The organism is Antarcticimicrobium sediminis, from assembly GCF_004348975.1.
In the GTDB taxonomy this organism is placed as follows: domain Bacteria; phylum Pseudomonadota; class Alphaproteobacteria; order Rhodobacterales; family Rhodobacteraceae; genus Antarcticimicrobium; species Antarcticimicrobium sediminis.
In genome coordinates this window covers 1-23853 of sequence record NZ_SMFP01000014.1, presented here as the reverse complement: position 1 = coordinate 23853, position 23853 = coordinate 1, and the positions used below count along the sequence as shown (strand labels likewise).

Below are 23853 nucleotides of genomic sequence, written 5' to 3'. Positions count from 1 at the left end.
CGTTTTATCAGCCGCGTTTCGTCAGCCACGTTTTGCCCGCCATTCCGCAAGCGCCGGGTTGGGCTCGGACCGTGTTGACGAGAGCGCCAGTTGCGCGTCTCCACGGGTATCAGCCGCCCCCGGCGCCTCGCCCCGCATCCGCCCAAGTGCGGCAAGGTTGTCCATCACCTGCGGTATCCGGGTCAGCGTGGTTGCGATCTCGCGCTGAAAACTCTGGTGCTTCACCTGATAGCGCGCCCCGAAATAAAACGAGACGATAACCCCCAGCAGCCACCACAAGGGCTCGGGCACCAACGTCAACCCCTGCATGCGCGCGGCAAACCACAGTGGATCGACCATCGCCGCCACGAACAAGCCCAACGTCCCCAGCGCCAGCGCCGGGCGCGGCAGCCGATTGACCGCATCCATCACCCGGTCGAACAGGCCCGGAGACGGTCGGGCAAACTCGGCCCCCAGCTGCGTCAGGGCTTCGGTCCGCATCTGCGCCCCGCGCTGCGCCCCCGCCTCGGAATTCTCGCGAAAAACTTCAACAGTTTCGCGTAACCCATTGCGTCCATTTCCGAACATAAGAGAAAGTAGATCGACGATCATCCCCATGCGGACACCCTTTCGTGAAACTCTGCGCCGCTCAGATGATAGCGCGACGACAGGAACGTCTCGGCCCGTTTGATCCAGCCGCCCTTGCCGCCAGTCCGGGTGCGGGCATATTTCCGGCTCGCCGGGCGTTGATCCGCCAGTCGGAAATAGTAGGTGCGCCGCGCCACCCCATAGGCGTCGCGCAGCGCCACCGGGTCAGGCTGCGCCGCATCCTGTGCCGCGGCAATGGTCTGCGGCCCGATCACCCCGTCGACCGCGACCTCATAGCCCATGTCGCGCAGCAACCGCTGCAGGATCTTGACCGCGTTTGACCCCGCGTTCACATACATGTCGAACAGGGCCGGTTGCAAAGCGCCCGGCATCTCGGCGATGCGTGGCCGGGTATAATAGTGGCGAATGAAGATCTCGACCGCCTGCGCCCGGCTCAAGGCCCGCAGGTCCGCGACCCCAACCAAACCATCGCCGGTCAGATCCAGCCCCAGCCGTTGCAGCGTGTGGATCGTCACCCCGTGATTTGTCGCCCCGCCGGGATCGTCGGGATCGTTCACGAACCCGCCTTCACGATCCACGATCTCTTCAGCGATCTGCCGCACGTCCTGCATCCGCGCCCTCCTGTCGAAACACGGGGGAAACGCTGCAACAAAAGGATTAACACCGGCTCATAGCACCGTGCGCCACATGAAAAAGGCCGGGCAATGCGCGCCCGGCCTTCTCTGTATCTTGCTCAAACGGCTCCGCCCATTAAGGGTCAGAGGCGGCGCGACGCGGCCACGATCAACTCTCGCCCGGCTCCACGTAGACGCCCTGTTCCTTCAGCGCATCGACGACCTCTTTCGGCATATAGGTCTCATCATGTTTCGCAAGGATTTCAGTGGCTTCGAATACACCGTTCACGTAACTCCCGGTGCCAACCATCCCCTGTTTCTCGTCAAACAGATCGGGCAGCACGCCGGTAAAGACGACCGGGATCGTGGCACCGCCATCGGTCACCGAAAACCGCACCGTCTTGCCCTGTCCGCGCATCAAAGAGCCTTCCTCGACCAGCCCGCCAATGCGAAACACCTCGTTTGGCGACGGCGGTTCGGCCACGATCTGGCTGGGGGCGCGGAAGAAATTGATGCCGTCGCGCATCCCATAGCCGATCAGCGCGGTCGAGGCCGTCAAGGCAACGGCGGCCAACACGATGACCTGAATACGACGCTTTTTCTTCAGATTTCTCATTGCCACCCTATCCCGATATCTGCCCCTACGGGAACAGCGGGGCCATGGTCAGCCCCTCCTCTTCCTTCTCACCTAACATCAAGTTGGCATTTTGCAACGCCTGACCGCTGCTACCTTTTGTCAGGTTATCCAGCGCGGCAAAGACGATGGCACGGCCTTCAATGCGATCCGCCGCCACCCCGATATGGCAGTAGTTCGACCCGCGCACATGATGCGTGCTCGGCGCCTCTCCAAACGGCAGCACCTGAAGAAAGGGCTCATCGGCATAGGCCACCGCCAGCGTGTCATGGATCACCTGCGCGTCGCCCTTGACATAGACGGTGGCCAGAATCCCCCGGTTCACCGGCATCAGATGCGGCGTGAACTGCACCTTGACGGGTCGCCCGGCCAGCTTGGAAAACTCCTGATCGAACTCGCCCAGATGCCGGTGCGTGCTGCCGATGGCATAGGCGTTATAGCCCTCGCTCAGCTCTGCATGCAGCAGGTTTTCCTTGAGCGAGCGCCCAGCACCGGAGACGGCGCATTTCAGATCCAGAATGATCTCGTCCAGATCAATTACCCCGGCGCTGATCAACGGGCGCAGGGCAAACTGCCCGGTCGCGGCGTTGCAGCCGGTTCCGGCCACCAGCCGCGCGCCCCGGATCTCGTCACGGTAGAACTCGGTCAGCCCATAGACCGCCTCGCCCTGCTGCGCCAAAGCGGCATGTTTGTTGCCGTACCACTTCTCGTATTCGTCGGGATCGCGCAGCCGGAAATCGGCGGACAGATCGACGATCTTGAGATCCTTGGGCAGCGCCGCGATCACCTCTTGGCTGGTCTTGTGCGGCAGCGCGCAAAAGCACAGGTCGATCTGCGAAAAGTCGATCTCGTCGATCTTGCACAGGATCGGCAGATCCATATGGCGCAAATGCGGGAACACATCGGCCATGGCCATGCCAGCCTTGCGCTCGCCCGACAGGGCTTTGATGTCGATATTGGGGTGCTGGGCGATCAAGCGGACCAGCTCGGCCCCGGTGTAACCGCTGGCCCCGAGAATGGCGACGTTATGGGTCATCTTCGCCCTCTTACCTATTGTATATAAAGTGTTTCATCTCGAACGTGTTGGCGAAAATAGCTTCGCGCATCACGCCTGCTCAAAGGTGATCGGTCGTCGCAGGAACTGGGCGGCATGGTCGCTTACCCGCGCAGGATTGCCGGTGGTCAGGAAACCGCTGGCGCCATCGCCCTGCATGTTGGGGTGTCGGTTCAGATAATGCGCCAGACTACTGGCCACCAGATTGGCCTGACTATACACCGTCACATCCGGCCCCAGTGCCTGCTGAAACACCTGCTGCAACAGCGGGTAATGGGTGCAGCCAAGGATCGCGGCCTCGGGAAGCGGCATCTTGCGTTTCAGCGCTTCCACATGCGAACGCACCAACGCCTCGGCGAGGATCATGTCACCCTCTTCGATGGCATCCACCACGCCGCCGCAGGCTTGCGCCTCCACATCGACGCCGATGGCGCGAAAGGCCAACTCGCGTTGAAAGGCGCGGCTCGCCACTGTCGCGGGCGTGGCGAACAGCGCCACGGTCTTGACCGCCACTTCACGCGGAGGCGAATTGTCGCCCCACTGCCGTTCGGTGAGGGATTCGATCAGCGGCACGAAGACACCGAGCACCCGCTTGCCCTTGGGCACGCCCGCCTCCTGCATCCGGCGCAGGGCGGCGGCGCTGGCGGTGTTGCAGGCCAGAATCACCAGATCACAGCCCCGGCTCCACAAGTTCTCGACCGCGGATTTGGTGAGCTGATAGATGTCCTCGGCATCACGCACGCCATAGGGGGCGTGGGCGCTGTCGGCGAAATACAGAAACTCCACCTCGGGAAGATGTTTCTGCGCGGCGTCCAGGACGGTCAGCCCGCCCAGTCCGGAATCGAAAATGCCTACTGCCATGGTGTATCAGGCGCGATGCCGTTCCTCGAATTCAAAGCCGTAATCGTATGATTTCAGCGGTTCTGGAGACAGCTCATACGTCGCTTTGCGCAGGAAATCCATCATCATACGCGTCTCCCCCGCCATCGGGTCGAGGATGTCGCGCCCAATGGGGGCGCCGATGACCACCCGAACCGGCGTATCGACCCGTTTGCGAAACTCCTTGAGCAGTAATCCCATACGCAGCGTGCTGTGCAGGTGACTGGCAATCTGGAACAATCGGCTGGTGTGGCCATCAAAAAACACCGGCACCACGGTGGCCTTCGATTTGCCCACCATGCGCGCGGTAAAGCCGCGCCAGCCCGGGTCCATCGGATGCGAAAACGGTTTCGCCCCCGTGCTGACCGTGCCGCCGGGAAATATCCCGACTGCCCCGCCCGTGCCCAAATACTCCAACGCCGTCTTGCGGGTTGCCAGATTCTCGCGCATCGCCTCGCGGGTGTCGTCAAAGCTGATTGGCAGAATCGCGCGCTCGATATCCTCGGCGCGGCGGAACACGCTATGGGCCATGATACGGAAATCGCCCCGCACCCGGCTCAGGATATGCCCCATCATCAGCCCGTCAAGAATGCCATAGGGGTGATTGGCGATCAGGATCAGCGGCCCCTCGCGCGGGATATTCTCCAGCGATCCGCCCACCACATCCAGCGTCAGCCCATAGCGCTCCACCATCACCGACCAGAAATCCTGCCCTGCCGCGACAGCACTTTCATAGCCATCGGCGCGCCGGATCAGGCGCAGCCGACCGGTGGTGTTCTCCATCAGGCGGATCACCGCCCGCCCGCCACGCGTGGCGGCGGAATGGGCATAGGTGATATCGCGGGCGATATGACGACGCGAGGTCACGAGGGGCGAGGACATGAGAAGCGCTCCGAACCGGTCAGCGTGAGATTACGCTGATTGACGGTTTTGCATAGGACCGGTGACGCTTCTGTGACACCTCTATTCCGCCGCCGCCTTCATCTCTGGCCCGCCTTGGCGAAAGGCCGCCAACAGCTCTTCCCGCCGCTTGGCCGCCTTCTGCTCGTTCGCCAGTTTCACCGGGCCAAAGCCCCGGATCTGCAACGGCAGCAGCGCCAGCGCCACGACGATATCGCGGGTCTCGGGCGTGATCTTGGCCAAGACCTCTTTCATGTCCCGCTCGTATTGCTTGATCAGCGCCCGCTCCATCTTGCGCTCGGCGGAATAGCCGAACAGGTCAAGCGGCGTGCCGCGCAGCCCCTTCATCCGCGCCATCAGCTTGAGCGGCCCCAGCATCCATTCGCCGAATTCGCGCTTTTTCGGCCGCCCATCGGCGTCCTTGCCGCCCAGAATCGGCGGGGCAAGGTGAAAGGTAAGCTTCAAATCGCCGTCGAACTCGGCCGCGGCCTTGTCCCGGTTCATCAGCATCAGCCGCGCAACTTCGTATTCGTCCTTATAGGCCAACAGCTTGTGATAGCCCTGCGCGACCGCCTCCTTGAGCCCCTTGTCCTCGATCCCATCGAGCATCCGACCATAGCGCTTGGCCAACCGCTTGCCCTGATAGGCCAGCAGATGTTCGGCGCGATAGGCGATCTTTTCATCCAGCGATTGCGGCAGCTCGACCACATTGGGGGTCAACAGCGCCTGCGCCTCTTTCGGATGCAACACCGCCCAGCGTCCGATCTCAAAGGCGCGCAGGTTGCGCTGCACCGCTGCGCCGTTCAGCTCGATCGCCTGGGTGATCGCCTCATGGCTGACCGGAATCAGCCCCCGCTGCCAAGCGCCGCCAAACACCATCATGTTGGAATAGATCGAATCCCCCATCGTGGCCCGCGCCAGTTCCGAGGCATCGAACAGCGACACCCGATCCTGAAGCCGGGCCTCCAGCGCCAGCGACAGCCGGTCGGTGGGGATGGTGAATTCGGTGTTGCGGGTGAAATCGCCGGTAATGATCTCGTGGTTGTTGACCACCGCGCCGCTGCGCCCCGTGGTCATCAGGCCAAGCGTCTTGGCCCCCGCGCTCACCACCAGATCGCCGCCGATCAGCGCATGGGCCTCGCCGGTGGCGACCCGGATCGCGCTGATATCCTCTGGCTTCTCGGCGATGCGGCAATGGATATGCACCGCGCCGCCCTTCTGGGCGAGCCCGGCCATCTCCATCATGCCTGCGCCCTTGCCGTCGATCTGGGCCGCTTGCGCCAGCACCGCGCCGATGGTCACCACCCCAGTGCCGCCAACCCCTGTGATCACCACGTTATGGGTGCCCGAAATCTGCGGCAGTTGCGGCAGTGGCAGATGCGGCAGGTCAAGATCGGTGGTCGCTTCCTTGCGGATCTTGGCCCCCTGCACCGTCACGAACGACGGGCAGAAGCCCTTGATGCACGAAAAGTCCTTGTTGCACGATGATTGATCAATCGCCCGCTTGCGCCCCAGCTCGGTCTCTTTCGGCACGATCGAGACACAGTTGGACTGCACCCCGCAATCGCCGCAGCCCTCGCAGATGTCGGTATTGATGAACACCCGCTTGTCCGGGTCGGGAAAGGTGCCACGCTTGCGACGGCGGCGTTTCTCGGCGGCGCAGGTCTGGATATAAACGATGGCCGAGACCCCCTCGACCTCGCGCATCTTTTCCTGCACCTGCATCAGCTCGGCGCGCTCATGGGTCGGCACGCCTGCGGGCAGCGCCTTGAAATCCACGTCTTCCTTTTCATCATAGACAACGGCAAGGGTCTTGACCCCCATCGCCTTGAGCTCGTTCACGATGCGCGCCGCGGTCAGGCCGCCCTCGTTGTCCTGCCCGCCGGTCATGGCGACCGCGTCATTGAACAGGATCTTGTAGGTGATGGTCGTTCCGGCAGCGAGCGCTGCGCGGATCGCCTGAACGCCAGAGTGGTTATAGGTGCCATCGCCAAGGTTCTGGAACACATGTTTCGTGTTGGAAAACGGCGCCTCACCGATCCAGTTGGCCCCCTCGCCGCCCATATGGGTGAACCCCAGCGTGTTGCGGTCCATCCATTGCACCATGAAATGACAACCGATGCCGGCATAGGCGCGGCTGCCCTCGGGAATCTTGGTGCCGGTGTTATGCGGGCAGCCGGAACAGAAATAGGGCAGACGACTGGCGATCTCTTCGGCGTTGTCGTTGCGGCGCGCATCGCTCAGCGCCTGCAGCCCGGCGCGGACGCCATCGGTCTCGCGCCCCTCTTCGATCAGGATTCCGCCCAGTTTTTCAGCGATCATGATCGGGTCAAGCGCACCACGGGTCGGGAACAGCTCTTCGCGGTGCATGCCGCCAGCGCCGCCCTTGTACCAGCCATAGACGCGCCGACCACGGCGGTCGTCAAAGATCGCCTCCTTGACCTGCACCTCGATCAGCTTGCGCTTTTCCTCTACGATCACGACCAGATCCAGATCCTCGGCCCAGTCGTGGAACCCCTTCATGTCCAGCGGAAAGACCTGCGCGATCTTGTAGGTGGTGATCCCCAAACGCTCAGCCTCGGCCTCGTCGATATTCAACAGCGACAAGGCGTGCTGCAGATCGAGCCAGTTCTTGCCCGCCGCCACCAGACCGATCTTGGCCCCCGGCTTGCCCCAGACCCGCTTGTCGATCTTGTTGGCATGGGCAAAAGCCTCGGCAGCAAAGCGCTTGACGTCGATCAGCCGCTGTTCCTGGATCGTGCGCTCATCGACCAGCCGGATATTCAGCCCATCCGCCGGCATGTCGAACTGCGGCGTGACAAGCTGCACCCGGTCCGGGGAGCCATCAACGACCGAGGTCACCTCGATGGTGTCCTTCATCGTCTTCAAGCCGACCCAAAGACCGGAAAACCGCGACAAGGCAAAGGCATAGATGCCAAGATCCAAGATCTCCTGCACCCCGGCCGGGCTTACGATCGGCACATAGGCATCCATCAATGCCCATTCCGACTGGTGCAACACGGTCGAGGACTCCCCCGTGTGGTCGTCCCCCATCGCCATCACCACACCGCCCAAGGGCGAGGTGCCCGCCATATTGGCATGCCGGATCACGTCGCCAGAGCGGTCCACCCCCGGCCCCTTGCCGTACCACAGGCCAAAGACACCGTCGTATTTGCCCTCACCACGAAGCTCGGCCTGCTGCGCGCCCCAAAGCGCGGTCGCCGCCAGATCTTCGTTCAGACCGTATTGAAAGGTCACATCGCTCGCGGTCAATTGCTTGGCGGCGCGGCTCATCTGCAGATCAACGGCCCCCAGCGGCGAGCCACGATACCCGGTGACCAGCCCGGCGGTATTGTGCCCGGCCGCCGCATCGCGCGCCTTTTGCATCAACATCAACCGGACCAGGGCCTGTGTCCCATTCAACAGGACCGGAGATTTCTCCAGGTCAAAACGGTCGTTGAGTGAAATCTTTTGCGTACTCATTCGGCGCCTCCCAACGTCTGATCAGTTTGCAACATTTACATCTATAATAGGTCAAGAACATTGACCTGAACAGAGTTTTCCCACCAATCTGTTACCAAAGATCTGTTACCAAGGACGAGAGGGCGTGTTAGACGCCGCGGAATTACTCATAGCGCGCGAGCCTGCGAACGAAAGTGACGGATATGGACTGGGACAAGCTTCGAATATTTCATGCGGTCGCAGACGCGGGCAGCCTGACCCATGCCGGCGAACGGTTGAACCTGTCGCAATCGGCCGTCAGTCGGCAAATCCGCGCGCTGGAAGAATCACTGAACAGCACGCTGTTCCACCGCCACGCGCGCGGGTTGATTCTGACCGAACAGGGCGAACTGCTGTTCGACGCCACCCGCGCCATGAGCAAACGGCTAGAGGCGGCCTCGGCCCGCATCCGCGACAGCGAAGAAGAAGTGTTCGGCGAACTCAAGGTGACCACCACCACCGGATTCGGCACCCTGTGGCTGGCACCGCGCCTGACCAAACTGTACGAGAAGTACCCCGATCTCAAGATCGACCTGATGCTGGAAGAACGCGTGCTCGACCTCCCCATGCGCGAGGCCGACGTGGCCATCCGCATGAAGGAACCCAGCCAGGCCGACCTGATCCGCAAACGGCTGATGACCGTACAGATGCAGCTTTATGCGTCGCGGGATTATCTGGAACGCAACGGCATGCCCGAAGATATCGAAGATATGTCCGATCACCGGTTGGTTTGCCAGAACCCGAACGCCCCACAAGTTGGGGCCGGGGCCTCGCTGGTCCAGCAATTGATGGCGAACAACCCGCACTCCATGCTGATGGTGAACAACTATTTCGGCGTGTTGCAGGGGGTGCTGCACGATCTGGGCATCGGCGCCCTGCCCGATTACCTGACCGAGGACTTCCCGCATCTGGTGCGCGTCCTGCCCGAAATCGAGTCCGCCGATGTGCCCGTTTTCCTCGCCTACCCCGAGGAGCTGCGCCATTCCAAACGCATTTCCGCCTTCCGCGATTTCGTGCAGGACGAGATAATCTCGCACCGCAAGCAGCTCCGGCAACTTGGGAAAATCTAAGCCATGCGCCAAGCGCATAGCCGATTTTCAACCGTCACGACATAATTGCGCTTGAACGTACATAAAGCGATCCCTAAATCAGCACTCGAAGGCGATGGTGCTTAGTTGCTCATCATCTTCATACCTCCCTGTTGGACTTGGGCCGAGCTTAGTGCTCGGCCTCTTTTTTTGTCCCACGGCATCTGGCCCTGCGCGATCACGAGACGCGCGACACGCTAGACCCTTTCCCCCAACCTGCCGTTGCCCTATTAGGGCGCAAACGACGCCATGCGGGGATGCACCAGCGATGCAAGAGCCAAAAATCACTCCGGACCTGATCAAAAGCCACGGCCTGAATTCCGACGAATACAACCGCATCCTCGACACCATCGGGCGCGAACCGACGTTTACCGAGTTGGGCATCTTCTCGGCGATGTGGAACGAACACTGTTCCTATAAATCCTCCAAGAAATGGCTGCGCACCCTGCCGACCTCTGGCCCGCAGGTCATCTGCGGCCCGGGCGAAAACGCTGGCATCGTCGATATCGGCGACGGTCAGGCGGTGGTGTTCAAGATGGAAAGCCACAACCACCCGTCCTATATCGAACCCTATCAAGGCGCGGCGACCGGGGTTGGTGGCATTCTGCGCGATGTCTTCACCATGGGCGCGCGTCCGATTGCCGCGATGAACGCGCTGAGCTTTGGCGAGGTGGATCACCCCAAGACCAAGCGTCTGGTGCATGGCGTGGTCGAGGGCGTCGGGGGTTATGGCAACTGCTTCGGCGTACCCACCGTCGGCGGCGAGGTCCGCTTTCATGCCGCCTATAACGGCAACTGTCTGGTCAACGCCTTTGCCGCCGGTCTGGCCGATACCGACAAGATCTTTTACTCCGCCGCCAGCGGTGTGGGCATGCCGGTGGTCTATCTCGGCGCGAAAACCGGGCGCGACGGCGTCGGCGGCGCCACCATGGCCAGCGCCGAATTCGACGACACCATCGAGGAAAAGCGCCCCACCGTTCAGGTCGGTGACCCCTTCACCGAAAAACGCCTGATGGAGGCCACGCTGGAGCTGATGCAAACCGGCGCGGTGATCTCGATTCAGGATATGGGCGCGGCGGGTCTGACCTGCTCTGCCGTCGAGATGGGCGACAAGGGCGATCTGGGCGTGCGACTGGATCTGGAAAAGGTCCCCTGCCGCGAAGAGAACATGAGCGCCTATGAAATGATGCTGTCGGAAAGCCAAGAGCGCATGCTCATGGTGCTGCGCCCGGAAAAAGAGGACGTGGCGCGCGCGGTGTTCGACAAATGGGATCTCGACTTTGCCATCGTCGGCGAAACCATTGCCGAGGATCGCTTTCTCGTCATGCACAACAACACGACAATGGCCGACCTGCCGCTCAAGGCGCTGTCGGGCACCGCGCCGGAATACGACCGGCCTTGGGTGGAAACACCGGCGGCCGAACCGCTGGCCGACGTGCCCCAGATCGACCCGATTGACGGGCTGCGTGCGCTGATTTCTTCGCCTAACTATGCGGCGAAACAATGGGTCTACGAACAATACGACACCATGGTGATGGCAGACACGGCCCGCAATCCGGGGCTTGGCGCTGGCATCGTGCGGGTGCATGAAACTGGAAAGCTGCTGGCCTTCACCTCGGACGTGACGCCGCGCTACGTGCGCGCCAATCCGGTCGAAGGCGGCAAGCAGGCGGTGGCCGAGGCCTATCGCAACCTGACCGCCGTTGGGGCCACGCCACTGGCCTCGACCGACAACCTGAACTTTGGCAACCCCGAAAAGCCCGAGATCATGGGCCAGCTTGTCGGCGCCATCAAAGGCATCGGCGCCGCCTGTCTGGCACTCGACATGCCGATCGTGTCGGGCAACGTGTCGCTGTATAACGAAACCGACGGTGAGGGCATTCTGCCCACCCCCACCATTGGCGCCGTGGGTCTGATCGCCAGCGAAGCCGATGTCATCGGCACCACCGTGCGCGAAGGCCATGTTACCCTGCTGGTGGGCGAAACCCATGGCCATCTGGGCCAGTCCGCCCTGCTGGCCGAGGTCTTCAACCGCGAAGACGGCGATGCCCCCACGGTTGATCTGGACGCGGAAAAGCGTAACGGCGATTTCATCCGCGCCAACCGCGCGCTGATCACCGCCTGTACCGACCTCTCTGACGGCGGTCTTGCGCTGGCCGCGTTTGAACTGGCCGAAGGCTCTGGCGTTGGCGTACATCTGGACATGGGCGCGACCGAGACCCTGTTCGGCGAGGATCAGGGCCGCTACCTCATCGCCTGCAATTTCGATCAGGCCGAGGCGCTGATGATCGAAGCGGGCAAGCTCGGGGTGCCGATTGTCTCGGTTGGGCGTTTCACCGGTGAAAATGTACGTTTCGACAGCTCCGAAGCCCCGCTGGCAGAGCTGTCTGCGATCTACCGCAGCAGCTTTGAAAACGCTCTGGGGTGATCTCTTTTTCCCGAACCGGGATGCGCGGCTGCGTCTTGCGCGCCAGCCGCCATCGCCCTACATCTGGTCCAACACCAACAGGAGTTTGCCCCGAATGGCGATTCAGGCCCACGATATCGAAGCGTTGATCCGCACCGCCTTTCCCGACGCCAAGATCACCATCACCGATCTGGCGGGCGACGGAAACCACTATGCCGCCGAGGTGATCGACGAAGGCTTTCGCGGCAAGAACCGGGTACAACAGCAACGCGCCGTCTATGCGGCGCTCAAAGGCAAGATGGACGGCGCGAATGGCGAACTGCACGCGCTGGCGCTGACCACCAAGGTCCCGGACTGATCCTGTCCGAGCCCTCTCCAGCCCCCCCTCCCGAACGGAGATCTAGACCATGACCGACGCAACAAACCGCATCCAGAACACCATCACCGAAAACGACGTGGTGCTTTACATGAAGGGCACCAAGGACATGCCGCAATGTGGCTTTTCCAGCCGCGTGGCCGGTGTCCTGAACTACATGGGCATCGACTATGCCGATGTGAACGTTCTGGCCGACGATGAGATCCGTCAGGAAATCAAGTCGTTTTCCGACTGGCCGACCATCCCCCAGCTTTACGTCAAGGGCGAATTTGTCGGCGGCTGCGACATCATCACCGAGATGATGCTGTCCGGCGAGTTGGACCAGTTGTTTGAGACCAAGGGCGTCACCTATGACAAGGACGCCGCAGAAAAGATCCGGGAAGCCAACGCCTGATCGGGCGCGCCATCCCGCAAGACGACACGATCCCAAAAGACGAAAAGGGGGCCGCGCGGCCCCCTTTTTTGTTGCTTATTGTTGCGCGGACGAGGCCCCGCCAGACCCACGCCGGTCTGCAAGGACATCGCCAGAATGCGCGCGGAGCGCCTTACTCCACCGTCTTTTCCTCGACCTCGGCAGCCAGCGCCTCGGCGCGCGCGGCCAGTTCGGCCAGCGTTTCGGTGACCGAATGCGGAACCACCGGCACCTCGATCCGTTCAGGCTCCGGTGCGGGGGCGGAGCGGATCTGGGCCAACTCGCCCTCCCGTTCGGCCAGTTGCGCCTCGACCTCCTTGATCCGGTCTTCAACCGCCGCCGTCTTGTCCGCCAGCATCAGCCCGGCCATCAACAGCATCCGCCCTTCGGGCATGCGCCCGATCTGGTTTGACAAGACCCGCGCCTCGTCATCGAGCATCTTGGCGGCCGAGTGCAGAAAGCTTTCCTCGCCCTCCTGACAGGAGACTTCAAAATCGCGCCCGCCGATATGGATCGTGACCTCAGGCATCATTCATCCTCCCCTTTTGGCAGGCTCACGGCATTGGCCAGCAATGGTTCCAACCGGGCCAGAATCGCGCCGGCCTCGGCCGCATCGGTTGCGCGGATTGCGCGCAACCCCTCCAACTCGGCCAGCATGGCCTTGTTGATCAGGGCGGGTTCGCCCACTGCGGCTTGATTTGTCTCGCGCAGGGTCGCGTTGACCTCGCGCAATTGGTCGTTGGACTGGCGCAGGCGCTGCACATCCATGTCAAGCCGCGCTGCGGTCTCGGCCTGCTTGGCCAGTTGCGCCTGCAGCGCCTCTGTCGCGGCCACGTCGGACTGATCGCGTTCGGCAAGCGCAACGGTCAGCCGCGCAACCTCTTGCTTCAGCTCAACAACCTCGCTCGTATCGGCCAGCAGCGCCTTCAAGTCCTCGTTCTCGGTGCGCAAGGCCTCGGCCTCGGTGCGCAGGGCCTCCGCCTCGCCAGCCCCGGCGATCTGCGCTTCCAGCGCCGCGATCTCTTCGCCATGCTTGGCCTTGATCTGTTTCAGCCGCTCTTCAAGCTGGGCCGTGGCAAGCTTCTCCTCCTCCAGCGCTTCGGCCAGCGCCTCGGCCCGTGCAACATCCTCTTGCGCCGAGTCCTTGTCAGCCGTGGCAAGACCCGACGCTAGATCGGACGCCTGTTCGGACATGCGATCAGACAACGCCCCCAGACCCGCCTGAATCCGCTCCATCGCGGCCGTGATCCGGCTCTCTAATTCATTTAACTGGCTCATGCCCCTTACCTTCTCATGCGGTTGGTTCCACCACGTCGCCGGGTCCAGACCGGGCAGCATTTGCCGCCCCGAATCGCATCGGTTGCCGGTTGCCGTCCAGTCTAGCGAAACCGAGGGCAAAATACCCCCCCTTTGGTTTCAAGCACTTGGGCCATGGACCTGACCTATACCACGCGATGGGCTGCCCCCAAGCTTGATCTTTGGCCCCCGGCTGCTATTGAGCGGCCTATCTGCCCGCAACGCCAGAGGAAACACTCGTGGATTTGACCGCCCTGCGCACCGCCCATCCCGATCACTGGAACAAAGCCGCCGCCATCCGGACACTGACGCTGGATGCGGTCGCCGCCGCCAATTCGGGCCATTCCGGCATGCCGATGGGCATGGCCGACGTGGCCACCGTCCTGTATGAAAAACACCTGAAGTTCGATGCCTCGGCCCCGAACTGGGCCGACCGCGATCGCTTTATCCTGTCGGCGGGCCATGGCTCCATGCTGCTTTATTCGCTGCTCTATCTCACCGGCTATCCGGAGATGACGCTGGAGCAGATCAAGAATTTCCGCCAATGGGGCGCGATCACCGCCGGCCACCCGGAATACGGCCACGCACCGGGGATCGAAACCACGACCGGCCCGCTGGGTCAGGGCCTTGCCAATTCCGTCGGCTTTGCCATGGCCGAGGAAATCCAGCGCGCCCGCTATGGCCGCAAGGTCGTGGATCACCACACCTATGTGATCGCCGGCGACGGCTGCCTGATGGAAGGCATCAGCCAAGAGGCCATCGGCCTCGCCGGGCGCTATCGTCTGGGCAAGCTGATCGTGCTGTGGGACAACAACAATATCACCATTGACGGCACCGTGGATCTTTCTGACCGCACCGACCAGATCGCGCGCTTTCGCGCCTCGGGCTGGCACGTGCAGCAGATCGACGGCCACGACCCCGAGGCCATTGATGACGCGATCACCAAGGCCAAGGCGACAAAGAAACCGTCGATGATCGCCTGCAAGACCCATATCGCTCTGGGCTCTTCGGCGCAGGACACCTCCAAGGGCCACGGCGCGCTGACCGATTCGAAACTGATCGAGGATGCCAAGGCCGCCTATGGCTGGACCGCGGCCCCCTTCACCATTCCCGACACCATCAAGCAGGAATGGGAGCGTATCGGCCAACGCGGTGCGGTGGAGCGTGCCAATTGGGAGGTCCGCTTTGCCGGCCTGTCCGAGCGGCGCCAGATCGAATTCAACCGCGCCTATGCCCGCGACGTGCCCAAGCGGCTTGGCGCAACCATCCGCGCGCTGAAGAAGCAGGCCAGCGAATCCCAGCACAAGCTGGCCACCCGCGCCAGCTCGGAAATGGTGCTGGAACTGGTCAACCCCTTGATGCCCGAAACCGTGGGCGGCTCGGCCGATCTGACCGGATCGAACAACACCAAAACCGCCGATCTTGGCATCTTCACACCGGAAAACCGCAAGGGCCGTTATATCCACTGGGGCATCCGTGAACATGGCATGTCGGCGGCGATGAACGGCATGGCGCTGCATGGCGGCGTGCGCCCCTACAGCGGCACCTTCATGGCCTTCACCGACTATGCCCGCCCGGCGATGCGGCTGGCGGCGCTGATGCGCATTCCGACCGTCTTTGTCATGACCCATGACAGCATCGGGCTGGGCGAAGATGGCCCGACTCACCAACCGGTGGAACATCTGGCTATTTCGCGCGCGACGCCCAACACCTATGTGTTCCGCCCCGCCGACACGGTGGAAACCGCCGAGGCCTGGGAACTTGCGCTGTCCTCGAAGGAAACGCCCAGCGTGCTGTCGCTGACCCGTCAGGGGGTTCCCACCGTGCGGCTCGAGCACAAGATGAACAACCTGACCGCGCAGGGTGCCTATGTTCTGGCCGAGGCCGAGGGCAAGCGCGAGGCGATCCTGATCGCCACCGGCTCTGAGGTCTCCATCGCGATGGTCGCGCGTGAGCTGCTGCAATCCGCAGGCATCGGCACCCGTGTGGTCTCCATGCCCTGCATGGAGCTGTTCGCCGAACAGGACGAAGCCTATCGCCGCAAGGTGCTGCCAGCGGGTCCGGTACGCGTCGGGATCGAGGCCGCCGTGCGCGCCGGGGGCTGGGATCGCTGGCTGCTGGGCGAACGCGGGCGCGAGGCCAAAGCCGATTTCGTCGGCATGAAGGGCTTTGGCGCCTCGGCACCGGCCAATGTTCTGTACGAAAAATTCGGCATCACCGCCGAGGCCGTGGCTGGCAAAGTCAAGGCGCTGCTCGGCAAGTAAGCCAGCGCACATTAACGCATGAGAGAGGGGCCCGAGCGGCCCCTCTTTTCGTTCACGCGCTTTTCATTTCATACGCTGAGTGACCCGCCGCCCTCTTCAAACCGGCTTGCGCGCCACCAGATCGACCAGCGCCGAACGTCCGGAGTGTCCCGGCCCCTCGTCAATTTCGCGGTCATAATCTGCCAATCGCAGGATCTCCCAACCCTCAAACGCCTGGCGCAACAGCGCCTCGGTATACAGGTTTTCGGGCACCCCCGGTCCGCCGGTGCCATAGCCCACTTGTCGCGGCGCATAGCCGTGCAGCATAACCCGCCCGCCCGGCACCACCGCTTGTGCCATCCAGCCGAACAGACGGTCGCGCAGATCCGGCGGCGCGAACTGGATGAAGACACCGACCACGGCGTCATAGGTCTGGCTCCAATCCCAGTCTTCGATCCTCGCGTGGTGGAAGGCGACCGAAACGCCCCGGTCCGCCGCCAGCGCGCGGGCCTTGTCCTGCGCCACGACAGAGGCGTCAAAGGCCGTCACATCATGTCCGAGCCCGGCAAGATGCACCGAATTGCGCCCCTCGCCATCGGCCAGACACAGCACGCGGGACCCCGGCGCCAACCCCCCGGCCTGTTCGCGAACGAACTCCGCCGGCTCTGTCCCGAACAGATAGCCGTCCCGTTGATAGCGCTTATCCCAAAACGACATCCCTGCCCCCCGATCTTCAGTCCGCATACACCCCGTTGCATAAGGATGTGGCCCCCGCGCCGCCAAGGATCAAGACGCCGGATCAAAACAGCGACATCTGGTCCCCCGGTTGCGGTGGCACGGCGAACAGATCGCAGCGCAGCGGCAGCGTCGCAGCGTCCAGCCCGACCCGCCGCGCCGCCGCCTTGAACCGCTGTGCGATCATCTGCGCATATTCCCCCTCGCCGCGCATCCGGTGGCCCCAGCGCGGATCATAGTCGCGCCCGCCGTGCATCTCGCGCAACCGCGCCATCACCTTTTCCGCCCGCCCCGGTTCATGTTCAGCCAACCAGTCCTGCCACAACTGCGACACCTCGCGCGGCAAGCGCAACATGATCCAACTGGCCGCATCTGCGCCCGCATCGCGCCCGGCCACCAGCAACGCCTCGACCTCGTGATCGGTCAGCCCCGGCACGATGGGCGAGATCATGATCCGCACCGGCACCCCCGCATTGGTGAGCCGACGTATCGTCTGCAACCGCCGCGCCGGGGTCGGCACCCTCGGCTCCATCCGACGCGAAAGCCCCGCGTCCAGCGTCGTGACCGAGACCCCGACCCGCACCAACCCCTTGGCCGCCATCGGCGCAAGCAGGTCCAGATCACGTTCGATCCCGGTGCCCTTGGTGACGATCGCAACCGGATGATTGAACGCGGCCAGCACCTCCAGCACCGCGCGGGTGATGGCACGGTCTTTCTCCAACGGCTGATAGGGGTCGGTGTTGGTGCCGATGGCGATCGGCGCCACCCTGTAGCGCCGCGCGCTCAACTCCTGCGCCAGCACCTCTGGCAGGCCGGGCCGCGCCAGCAGTCGGGTTTCGAAATCCAGTCCCGGCGACAGCCCAAGATAGGCATGGCTTGGCCGCGCGAAACAATAGACACAGCCGTGTTCGCAGCCGCGATAGGGATTCACCGAGCGGTCAAAGGGCAGGTCCGGCGACCGATTATAGCTGATCGCGGTCTTGACCACCTCGTCGCGCACCTCGGTGCGGATCGACGGTTGCGGCTCCTCCCCGACGTCCCAACCGTCATGCGTCTCGCTGCGGGCCAGATCGAACCGACCGGAGGGGTTGCTGGCCACACCGCGCGCTTTGCGCCGGGCCGGATCAATGGGAGTTTCACAGCTCATGCCTCCGGGTTAGAACATAAAGGGAACAAATGCAATCTCCCCATGTTCTTCCTGCGAAATGCTCATTATCAATTCCGCATTTTTCCCCCTATGGTCGGTTGCAGGGCCGCGGGTGTCGCAAATATCGAAGTGCGCGCGCACTCATCTGGCAAGAAAGAGTAAAACGGACCAACCGGGATCATCCCGCCAGTCAAGGAACCGCATCGCATGTCCGAAGAAGAAGAAGACATCATCCTGAGCGAACTCGACGACGACGAACTCGTCCAACAGATGTTCGACGACCTTTACGATGGTCTCAGGGAAGAGATCATGGAAAGCGTGAACATCCTGCTTGGGCGCGGCTGGGCCCCGTACCGGGTTCTCACCGAGGCGCTGGTCGGCGGCATGACCATCGTCGGCAATGATTTCCGCGACGGCATCCTGTTCGTGCCCGAGGTTCTGCTGGCCGCCAACGCGATGAAGGGCGGCATGTCGATCCTGAAACCGTTGCTGGCCGAAACCGGTGCACCGCGCGTGGGCAAGATGGTGATCGGCACCGTCAAGGGCGATATCCACGACATCGGCAAGAACCTCGTCGGCATGATGATGGAGGGCGCCGGGTTCGAGGTGGTTGATCTGGGCATCAACAACGCGGTCGATGGCTATCTGGAGGCGCTGGACGCCGAAGGGGCCGACATCCTTGGCATGTCCGCGCTGCTGACCACGACGATGCCCTACATGAAAGTCGTGATCGACACGCTGATCGAACAGGGCATCCGCGACAATTACATCGTTCTGGTGGGCGGCGCGCCGCTGAACGAAGAATTCAGCAAGGCCATCGGGGCCGATGCCTATTGCCGCGATGCCGCTGTCGCGGTGGAAACCGCCAAGGACCATATCGCGCGCCGGCATAACGCGATGAGCGCCTGACAATGGTGCGGCGGCGCTCTGTCGACCGCCCCACGCGGCGGCCCTATGCGCCGCCGCGCGCCACCACCGGCCTTTCGGATCAGTCCCTGACCGACTCCGGGCTTGCTGCGCCAGAGCGCAAACTCGCGCGCAAACCCGGGCGCGTGCTGTTGCTGGCCTGCGGCGCGCTGGCGCGCGAGATCCTCGACCTCAAGGCGCAGAACGGCTGGGACCATATGGATCTGGCCTGCCTGCCAGCGATTCTGCACAATCACCCCGAGTCCATCCCCGCAGCGGTCGAGGCGGCCATCACCGAGCACCGCCGCAGCTATGATGATATCTATGTCGTCTATGCCGATTGCGGCACCGGTGGGCGGCTCAAATCCGCCTGTGACCGGCTCGGGGTCAAGATGGTCGAAGGGCCGCATTGCTACTCCTTCTTTGAAGGCAACGCGCGTTTCGCAGCCCATGACGAGGCGACGGCGTTTTACCTGACCGATTTTCTGGTCCGCCAGTTCGATGCCTTCGTCTGGAAACCGCTCCGGCTGGACCGACACCCGGAATTGCTGGAGCTGTACTTCGGCAACTATACCAAGCTGGTCTATCAGGCGCAGACCGATGACCCAGCGCTGACGCAAAAGGCCCGCGACTGCGCCGAAAAGCTTGGCCTGATCTTTGAGCGGCGATTCACCGGCTATGGCGATTTGGACACGACGCTGCGCGGCTGGGCAAAGCGCCCGACACCCTCACCCTGACAGGCCGGTCCCGCAGACCGAAAAGCAGGCAACGGCCCGCCCTGCCCAGGCCTCAGACGTGTTCGGCCGCGACCTTGCGAATCCGTTCGATCATCGAGCGCACCCCGTTCGAGCGCTGCGCCGAAAGATGGTCATTCAGCCCGAGGCGGGCCATTTCGGCGCGGGCGTCGACCTTTAGCACCTCGGCCAGCGGCAGCCCGCTGTAAAGCTTGCGCAAAACCGCGACCAACCCGCGCACGATCATCGCGTCACTGTCGCCGTCAAAGCGAAACACTCCATCCTCGATGATCGGGTGCAGCCAGACCTGACTGGCGCAGCCATCCACCTTGGTCGCGGGCACCTTGAGCGCGTCATCCAACGGGGGCATCGCCTTGCCCTGTTCGATCACATGGCGATAGCGATCCTCCCAATCCTCGAGAAATTCAAAATCCTCGACAATCTCTTCAAATGCGGGTGTCGCCATCTGATGCTCCTGGGATTGCAGCCTGCCCCTGACCTATGCCGCACCTGCGGGGCTGTCCAGACCCGGCTTGCGGCTTTTCAACGGCGCGCGGATGCGGTAACCGGGGTGCACCGATTTAGAACGAGACTGGGTATGATGCAAAAACCTCTGACCGTCCTGCTGGTCTCCAGCATGTTGCTCGCCAGTTGTGGCAGCTGGAGCGGCTCGCGCCTCAACCCCGGCAACTGGTTTGGCAAAAGCCGCTCCGAGCGGGTGCAGCCGGTCGAGGAAACCAACCCGCTGATCCCCGCGACCCAGCGCGGCATGTTCTCGCGTCCCGAAAAGGTGGATATGACCGTCCCCATCGCCGAGGTGACCGAGCTGCGGGTCGAACAGACCAGCACCGGCGTCATCATCTATGCCGAGGGGCTGGCAACACGTCAGGGCCCCTATGAGGTAGAGCTGCGCCCGGTCACCACCCCGGAGGAAGAGGCCGAGGGCATCCTGTCGCTGTCGTTCCGCGTGGTCTATCCTGAACGGCCAACGCGGGTCGGCACCGACTTTTCGCGCACCGTGCGCGCCGCCCATTCGATGACCAAGCAAGAGATTGGCGACATCCGCGAGGTTCGTGTCGCCGGTGAGGCCAATGTGCGCAGCACGCGGCGACGCTAAACGCGCCGCCGCAGAAGAAACCTTCGCTAAAGTTCGATGACTCGGGCTGTCTGGGCTAAAGCTCGATAACCCGAACGGTCTGGCCCTTGGCCGCAAGGGCGACCTTGCCCTCGCACAGGCGCAGCGCATCGGCGCCGAACACCTCCTGCCGCCAGCCTTTCAAGGCCGCGACATCGCGCTGCCCCGCCGCGATGGAATCCAGATCGCTGCTCGGCGCGATCAGCTTGGCCGCAACCCCGGCGCTTTCGGTCTTGGCCTTGAGCAGCACCCGCAGAAGATCGGCCAGCGCCGGGTTCACCTGCAGCTTTTCCCGGCTGCGGTCCGGCTGCGGCATATCGGCGGTCGGGCAATCGATCCCGCGTTTGACCGCGGCGAGGATACCCTCAGCGATCACCCCGCGCCGCGCCTCGCGCAGCAGCAGGCGCAGACCGCCCAGATCCGCATGGGTCTGTGGCTTGACCGAGGCCAGTTCAACCAAGGCATCGTCCTTGTACACCCGGTTGCGCGGCACGTTGTTTTCCTGCGCGTAGGTCTCGCGAAAGGCCGCAAGTTCGCGCACGATCGCCAGAAACCTTGACGAACTGGTGCGCGTCTTGACCCGCCGCCAGGCGTCCTCCGGGCGAACGTTATAGGTCGCCGGATCGGTCAGGATCTGCAGCTCTTCGGTCACCCAATGGCTGCGACCCGATTTATCCAGCTCCTCGGCAAGATACTCATAGACCCGGCGCAGATGGGTCACATCGGCCAGGGCATAGGTCTTTTGCGCATCGCTCAACGGTCGGCGCGACCAATCGGTAAAGCGCGAGGTCTTGTCCACCGGCTGGTGCACGATCTTGCGCACCAGGGTTTCATATCCCGCCTGTTCGCCGAAGCCGCAGACCATCGCCGCCACCTGCGTGTCAAACAACGGTTTCGGGAACACGCCCGCATCGACCCAAAAAATCTCAAGATCCTGCCTTGCAGCGTGGAAGACCTTGACCACGCTTTCATCGCGAAAGAGCTCGTACAAGGGCTCAAGCGACATCTCTCCGGCCAGCGGATCAACCAGAACCGCATTTTCGTCGGTGTCGCCCGGCATCGCCAGCTGCACCAGACAGAGTTTGGAGAAATACGTTCGCTCGCGCAGAAACTCGGTGTCGACGGTCACGTATGGGTGGGTCCGGGCCGTATCGCAAAAGTCTTGCAACTCCTGCGTCGTGGTCAGCGTTTTCATCAAGGGCGCTTCTTATGTTTTTTGTCGATAATTGAGAGAGCGCACGACGAAGCAGCCCCCCTGCCCGCTCACGGGGCAAGGCTGTGATACGCCCTTCGTCGCGGCTTTGCAAATGGACGCCCGCAGGCCCGGTTCAGGCCCCGGTCAGGTCAGAAAAATCGGGGAATGGTCGCCCGCGGCAAAGCGGCGCAGAACCGCAGGGTACAGGCGATGTTCCTGCACCAGAACCCGCGCCGCCAGATCCTCGGGGGTATCGCCGGGCAGAATCGCCACCCGCGCCTGACCCAGAATCGGTCCATCGTCCAGCGCCGGGGTCACCTCGTGCACGGTGCAGCCATGTTCGCCGTCCCCCGCCTCCAGCGCGCGGGCATGGGTGTGCAGCCCCTTGTATTTCGGCAGCAACGAGGGATGGATGTTCAGCATCCGACCCTGCCATTGGGCTACGAAACCGGCGGTCAGAACCCGCATGAACCCGGCCAGACAGATGATGTCCGGCTCGGCCTCCAACAGCGGTTTCATCAACTCGGCCTCGAACGCGGCGCGGTCGCCCTTGAACGGGCGGTGATCCACCGCCGCCGTGGGCACCCCGCGTTCGGCCGCACGGACAAGCCCGCCCGCCTGCGGGTCATTCGACAGCACCAGACAGGGGCGCGCGGGATGATCGCCGGTCATGCTGTCGACCAGCGCGACCATGTTCGATCCGCCGCCCGAAAGCAGCATCGCCACACGCTTGTGACTCACAACAAGGCCCCGGTGTAGCTCACACCCTCCCCGGCCGTCACGGTACCCAGACGCGACACGCCCTCGCCAGCCTGTGTCAGCAGATCTTCCAGCGCGGCGGCCCGATCGGCGGCGCAGACCACGATCATGCCAATGCCGCAGTTGAAGGTCTTGAGCATTTCGGCCTCGACCATGCCGCCGGTCTGGGACAGCCAACGAAACACCGGAGGCAGCTCCCAAGCGTTCAGATCAATCTCGGCGCCCAGCCCCTCGGGCAGGACGCGCGGCAGGTTTTCGGTCAGCCCGCCGCCGGTGATATGGGCCAGCCCGTGCACGCCGCCCGCACGCACCGCCGACAGCGCCTGCGTCACATACAGCCTAGTCGGCGTCAGCAGCGCCGCGCCAAGGCTTCCCTCGGCGAAGGGGCAGGCATCCTCCCAGCCCAGCCCCGAGATCTCGACCAGTTTGCGCACCAGCGAATAGCCATTGGAATGCACCCCGTTGGAGGCCAGCCCCAGCAATACATCGCCCTCGGCCACCCCATCAGGCAGCGCGGTGCCGCGCTCCATCGCGCCGACCGCGAATCCGGCAAGGTCGAAATCGCCTTTCGGATACATGCCCGGCATTTCCGCCGTCTCGCCACCGATCAGCGCACAGCCAGACTGCACACAGCCCTCGGCGATGCCCTCGACGATGCGCGCCGCGCTCTCGGTTTCCAGCTTGCCGGTGGCAAAATAGTCGAGGAAGAACAGCGGTTCTGCCCCCTGACACACCAGATCATTGACGCACATGGCCACCAGATCGATGCCGACGCCGTCGACATTTCCCGTGTCGATGGCGATCCGCAGCTTGGTGCCCACCCCGTCGGTGGCCGCCACCAGAACCGGGTCGCTGTAGCCCGCCGCCTTGAGATCGAACAGCGCGCCAAAGCCGCCCAACCCGCTCATCACGCCGGGGCGGTCGGTCCGTTTCGCGGCCGGTTTGATCCGGTCGACAAGGGCATTGCCCGCGTCGATATCCACGCCCGCTTCGGCATAGGTGATGCCGTTCTTGCCTGTCGTCATCGGACGGTCCTTTCGCTGGTTGCGCGCGGGGTAGTCGATTGCGCCGCCTTGTGCAACGGTTTGACGATGGTTTGATCCCGGTTTGGCCCCGGTTTGACGTTAGTGGGTCTTGACGCGGGCGGCGATCATGATACCCAAACACGCAGGCGGGCCTGTAGCTCAACTGGTTAGAGCAGAGCGCTCATAACGCTTTGGTTGCGGGTTCAAGTCCTGCCGGGCCTACCA

The 23853-nt window shown here is 63.0% G+C and carries 23 protein-coding genes and 1 tRNA gene; 9 read left to right on the top strand and 15 right to left on the bottom strand.

Going from position 1 to position 23853, the window contains the following annotated elements; genetic code table 11:
• Positions 1-21: 21 nt before the first annotated feature.
• From E1B25_RS17675 to E1B25_RS17645, 7 genes are all read right to left on the bottom strand, one after another.
• On the bottom strand, positions 22-597 hold the full coding sequence (locus tag E1B25_RS17675; protein WP_132830923.1) for a holin family protein: 576 nt from the start codon (positions 595-597) through the stop codon (positions 22-24).
• Entirely contained in the window at positions 588-1199 is a 612-nt protein-coding gene (locus E1B25_RS17670) for a holin-associated N-acetylmuramidase (RefSeq protein ID WP_132830922.1), read from the bottom strand. The genes E1B25_RS17675 and E1B25_RS17670 overlap by 10 nt, the downstream gene beginning before the upstream one ends.
• Before the next feature lie 172 nt (positions 1200-1371).
• Positions 1372-1818, bottom strand: coding sequence for a cytochrome c maturation protein CcmE (ccmE, locus tag E1B25_RS17665; RefSeq protein WP_132830921.1), 447 nt, complete (start codon positions 1816-1818; stop codon positions 1372-1374).
• Between the two features lie 25 nt (positions 1819-1843).
• Complete coding sequence (gene argC, locus E1B25_RS17660) at positions 1844-2872, bottom strand: N-acetyl-gamma-glutamyl-phosphate reductase (RefSeq protein WP_132830920.1); 1029 nt, start codon at positions 2870-2872, stop codon at positions 1844-1846.
• A gap of 69 nt (positions 2873-2941) precedes the next feature.
• The gene (gene murI, locus E1B25_RS17655; protein ID WP_132830919.1) at positions 2942-3751 is read right to left on the bottom strand and encodes a glutamate racemase; all 810 of its coding nucleotides are present in this window, start codon (positions 3749-3751) and stop codon (positions 2942-2944) included.
• Between the two features lie 6 nt (positions 3752-3757).
• On the bottom strand, positions 3758-4651 hold the full coding sequence (locus E1B25_RS17650; RefSeq protein ID WP_425358943.1) for a lysophospholipid acyltransferase family protein: 894 nt from the start codon (positions 4649-4651) through the stop codon (positions 3758-3760).
• A gap of 81 nt (positions 4652-4732) precedes the next feature.
• Positions 4733-8152: an indolepyruvate ferredoxin oxidoreductase family protein gene (locus tag E1B25_RS17645; protein WP_132830918.1), complete on the bottom strand. Its 3420-nt coding sequence runs from the start codon at positions 8150-8152 to the stop codon at positions 4733-4735.
• A gap of 182 nt (positions 8153-8334) precedes the next feature.
• On the opposite strand from E1B25_RS17645, the gene E1B25_RS17640 reads away from it, so the two are divergent.
• The 4 genes from E1B25_RS17640 (at position 8335) to grxD (ending at position 12435) form a co-directional block, all read left to right on the top strand.
• Complete coding sequence (locus tag E1B25_RS17640; protein WP_132830976.1) at positions 8335-9240, top strand: LysR family transcriptional regulator; 906 nt, start codon at positions 8335-8337, stop codon at positions 9238-9240.
• Between the two features lie 286 nt (positions 9241-9526).
• A complete protein-coding gene (gene purL / locus E1B25_RS17635; RefSeq protein ID WP_132830917.1) occupies positions 9527-11686 on the top strand; it encodes a phosphoribosylformylglycinamidine synthase subunit PurL in 2160 nt (719 codons plus the stop codon).
• Positions 11687-11780: 94 nt separating this feature from the next.
• Positions 11781-12023: a BolA/IbaG family iron-sulfur metabolism protein gene (locus E1B25_RS17630; RefSeq protein ID WP_132830916.1), complete on the top strand. Its 243-nt coding sequence runs from the start codon at positions 11781-11783 to the stop codon at positions 12021-12023.
• Between the two features lie 49 nt (positions 12024-12072).
• On the top strand, positions 12073-12435 hold the full coding sequence (grxD, locus tag E1B25_RS17625; RefSeq protein WP_132830915.1) for a Grx4 family monothiol glutaredoxin: 363 nt from the start codon (positions 12073-12075) through the stop codon (positions 12433-12435).
• Between the two features lie 151 nt (positions 12436-12586).
• Here grxD and E1B25_RS17620 read toward each other — a convergent pair whose 3' ends face one another.
• Both E1B25_RS17620 and E1B25_RS17615 read right to left on the bottom strand, forming a co-directional pair.
• Positions 12587-12982 (bottom strand): cell division protein ZapA, encoded by a 396-nt coding sequence (locus tag E1B25_RS17620; RefSeq protein ID WP_132830975.1) that lies wholly within the window; start codon positions 12980-12982, stop codon positions 12587-12589.
• Complete coding sequence (locus E1B25_RS17615; RefSeq protein ID WP_132830914.1) at positions 12982-13731, bottom strand: coiled-coil domain-containing protein; 750 nt, start codon at positions 13729-13731, stop codon at positions 12982-12984. Before E1B25_RS17615 ends, E1B25_RS17620 begins: the two co-directional genes overlap by 1 nt.
• Before the next feature lie 257 nt (positions 13732-13988).
• On the opposite strand from E1B25_RS17615, the gene tkt reads away from it, so the two are divergent.
• Positions 13989-16013 (top strand): transketolase, encoded by a 2025-nt coding sequence (gene tkt / locus E1B25_RS17610; protein ID WP_132830913.1) that lies wholly within the window; start codon positions 13989-13991, stop codon positions 16011-16013.
• Between the two features lie 96 nt (positions 16014-16109).
• Here tkt and E1B25_RS17605 read toward each other — a convergent pair whose 3' ends face one another.
• Positions 16110-16709 (bottom strand): SAM-dependent methyltransferase, encoded by a 600-nt coding sequence (locus E1B25_RS17605; protein WP_132830912.1) that lies wholly within the window; start codon positions 16707-16709, stop codon positions 16110-16112.
• An 82-nt stretch (positions 16710-16791) separates the two neighbouring features.
• The gene (locus tag E1B25_RS17600; RefSeq protein ID WP_132830911.1) at positions 16792-17874 is read right to left on the bottom strand and encodes a PA0069 family radical SAM protein; all 1083 of its coding nucleotides are present in this window, start codon (positions 17872-17874) and stop codon (positions 16792-16794) included.
• Positions 17875-18081: 207 nt separating this feature from the next.
• Between E1B25_RS17600 and E1B25_RS17595 the strand changes: the two genes are divergently transcribed.
• Together E1B25_RS17595 and E1B25_RS17590 are read left to right on the top strand one after the other, a co-directional pair.
• Positions 18082-18783 carry a corrinoid protein gene (locus tag E1B25_RS17595; RefSeq protein ID WP_132830910.1) on the top strand — a complete coding sequence of 234 codons (702 nt, stop codon included), beginning with the start codon at positions 18082-18084 and terminating at the stop codon, positions 18781-18783.
• 2 nt (positions 18784-18785) lie between these two features.
• Positions 18786-19517, top strand: coding sequence for a DUF1638 domain-containing protein (locus tag E1B25_RS17590; RefSeq protein ID WP_132830909.1), 732 nt, complete (start codon positions 18786-18788; stop codon positions 19515-19517).
• Positions 19518-19569: 52 nt separating this feature from the next.
• On the opposite strand, the gene E1B25_RS17585 is transcribed toward E1B25_RS17590, so the two are convergent.
• Positions 19570-19980 carry a SufE family protein gene (locus E1B25_RS17585; RefSeq protein ID WP_132830908.1) on the bottom strand — a complete coding sequence of 137 codons (411 nt, stop codon included), beginning with the start codon at positions 19978-19980 and terminating at the stop codon, positions 19570-19572.
• Positions 19981-20115: 135 nt separating this feature from the next.
• Here E1B25_RS17585 and E1B25_RS17580 point away from each other — a divergent pair, with 135 nt between their 5' ends.
• Entirely contained in the window at positions 20116-20631 is a 516-nt protein-coding gene (locus tag E1B25_RS17580; protein ID WP_132830907.1) for a hypothetical protein, read from the top strand.
• Positions 20632-20686: 55 nt separating this feature from the next.
• Here the strand turns inward: E1B25_RS17580 and rnd are convergent, their stop codons facing one another.
• The 3 genes from rnd to purM form a co-directional block, all read right to left on the bottom strand.
• Positions 20687-21844 (bottom strand): ribonuclease D, encoded by a 1158-nt coding sequence (rnd, locus tag E1B25_RS17575; RefSeq protein ID WP_132830906.1) that lies wholly within the window; start codon positions 21842-21844, stop codon positions 20687-20689.
• A 144-nt stretch (positions 21845-21988) separates the two neighbouring features.
• A complete protein-coding gene (gene purN / locus E1B25_RS17570) occupies positions 21989-22585 on the bottom strand; it encodes a phosphoribosylglycinamide formyltransferase (RefSeq protein WP_132830905.1) in 597 nt (198 codons plus the stop codon).
• The gene (purM, locus tag E1B25_RS17565; protein WP_132830904.1) at positions 22582-23628 is read right to left on the bottom strand and encodes a phosphoribosylformylglycinamidine cyclo-ligase; all 1047 of its coding nucleotides are present in this window, start codon (positions 23626-23628) and stop codon (positions 22582-22584) included. Before purM ends, purN begins: the two co-directional genes overlap by 4 nt.
• 148 nt (positions 23629-23776) lie before the next feature.
• Between purM and E1B25_RS17560 the strand changes: the two genes are divergently transcribed.
• Positions 23777-23853, top strand: a tRNA-Ile gene (locus E1B25_RS17560).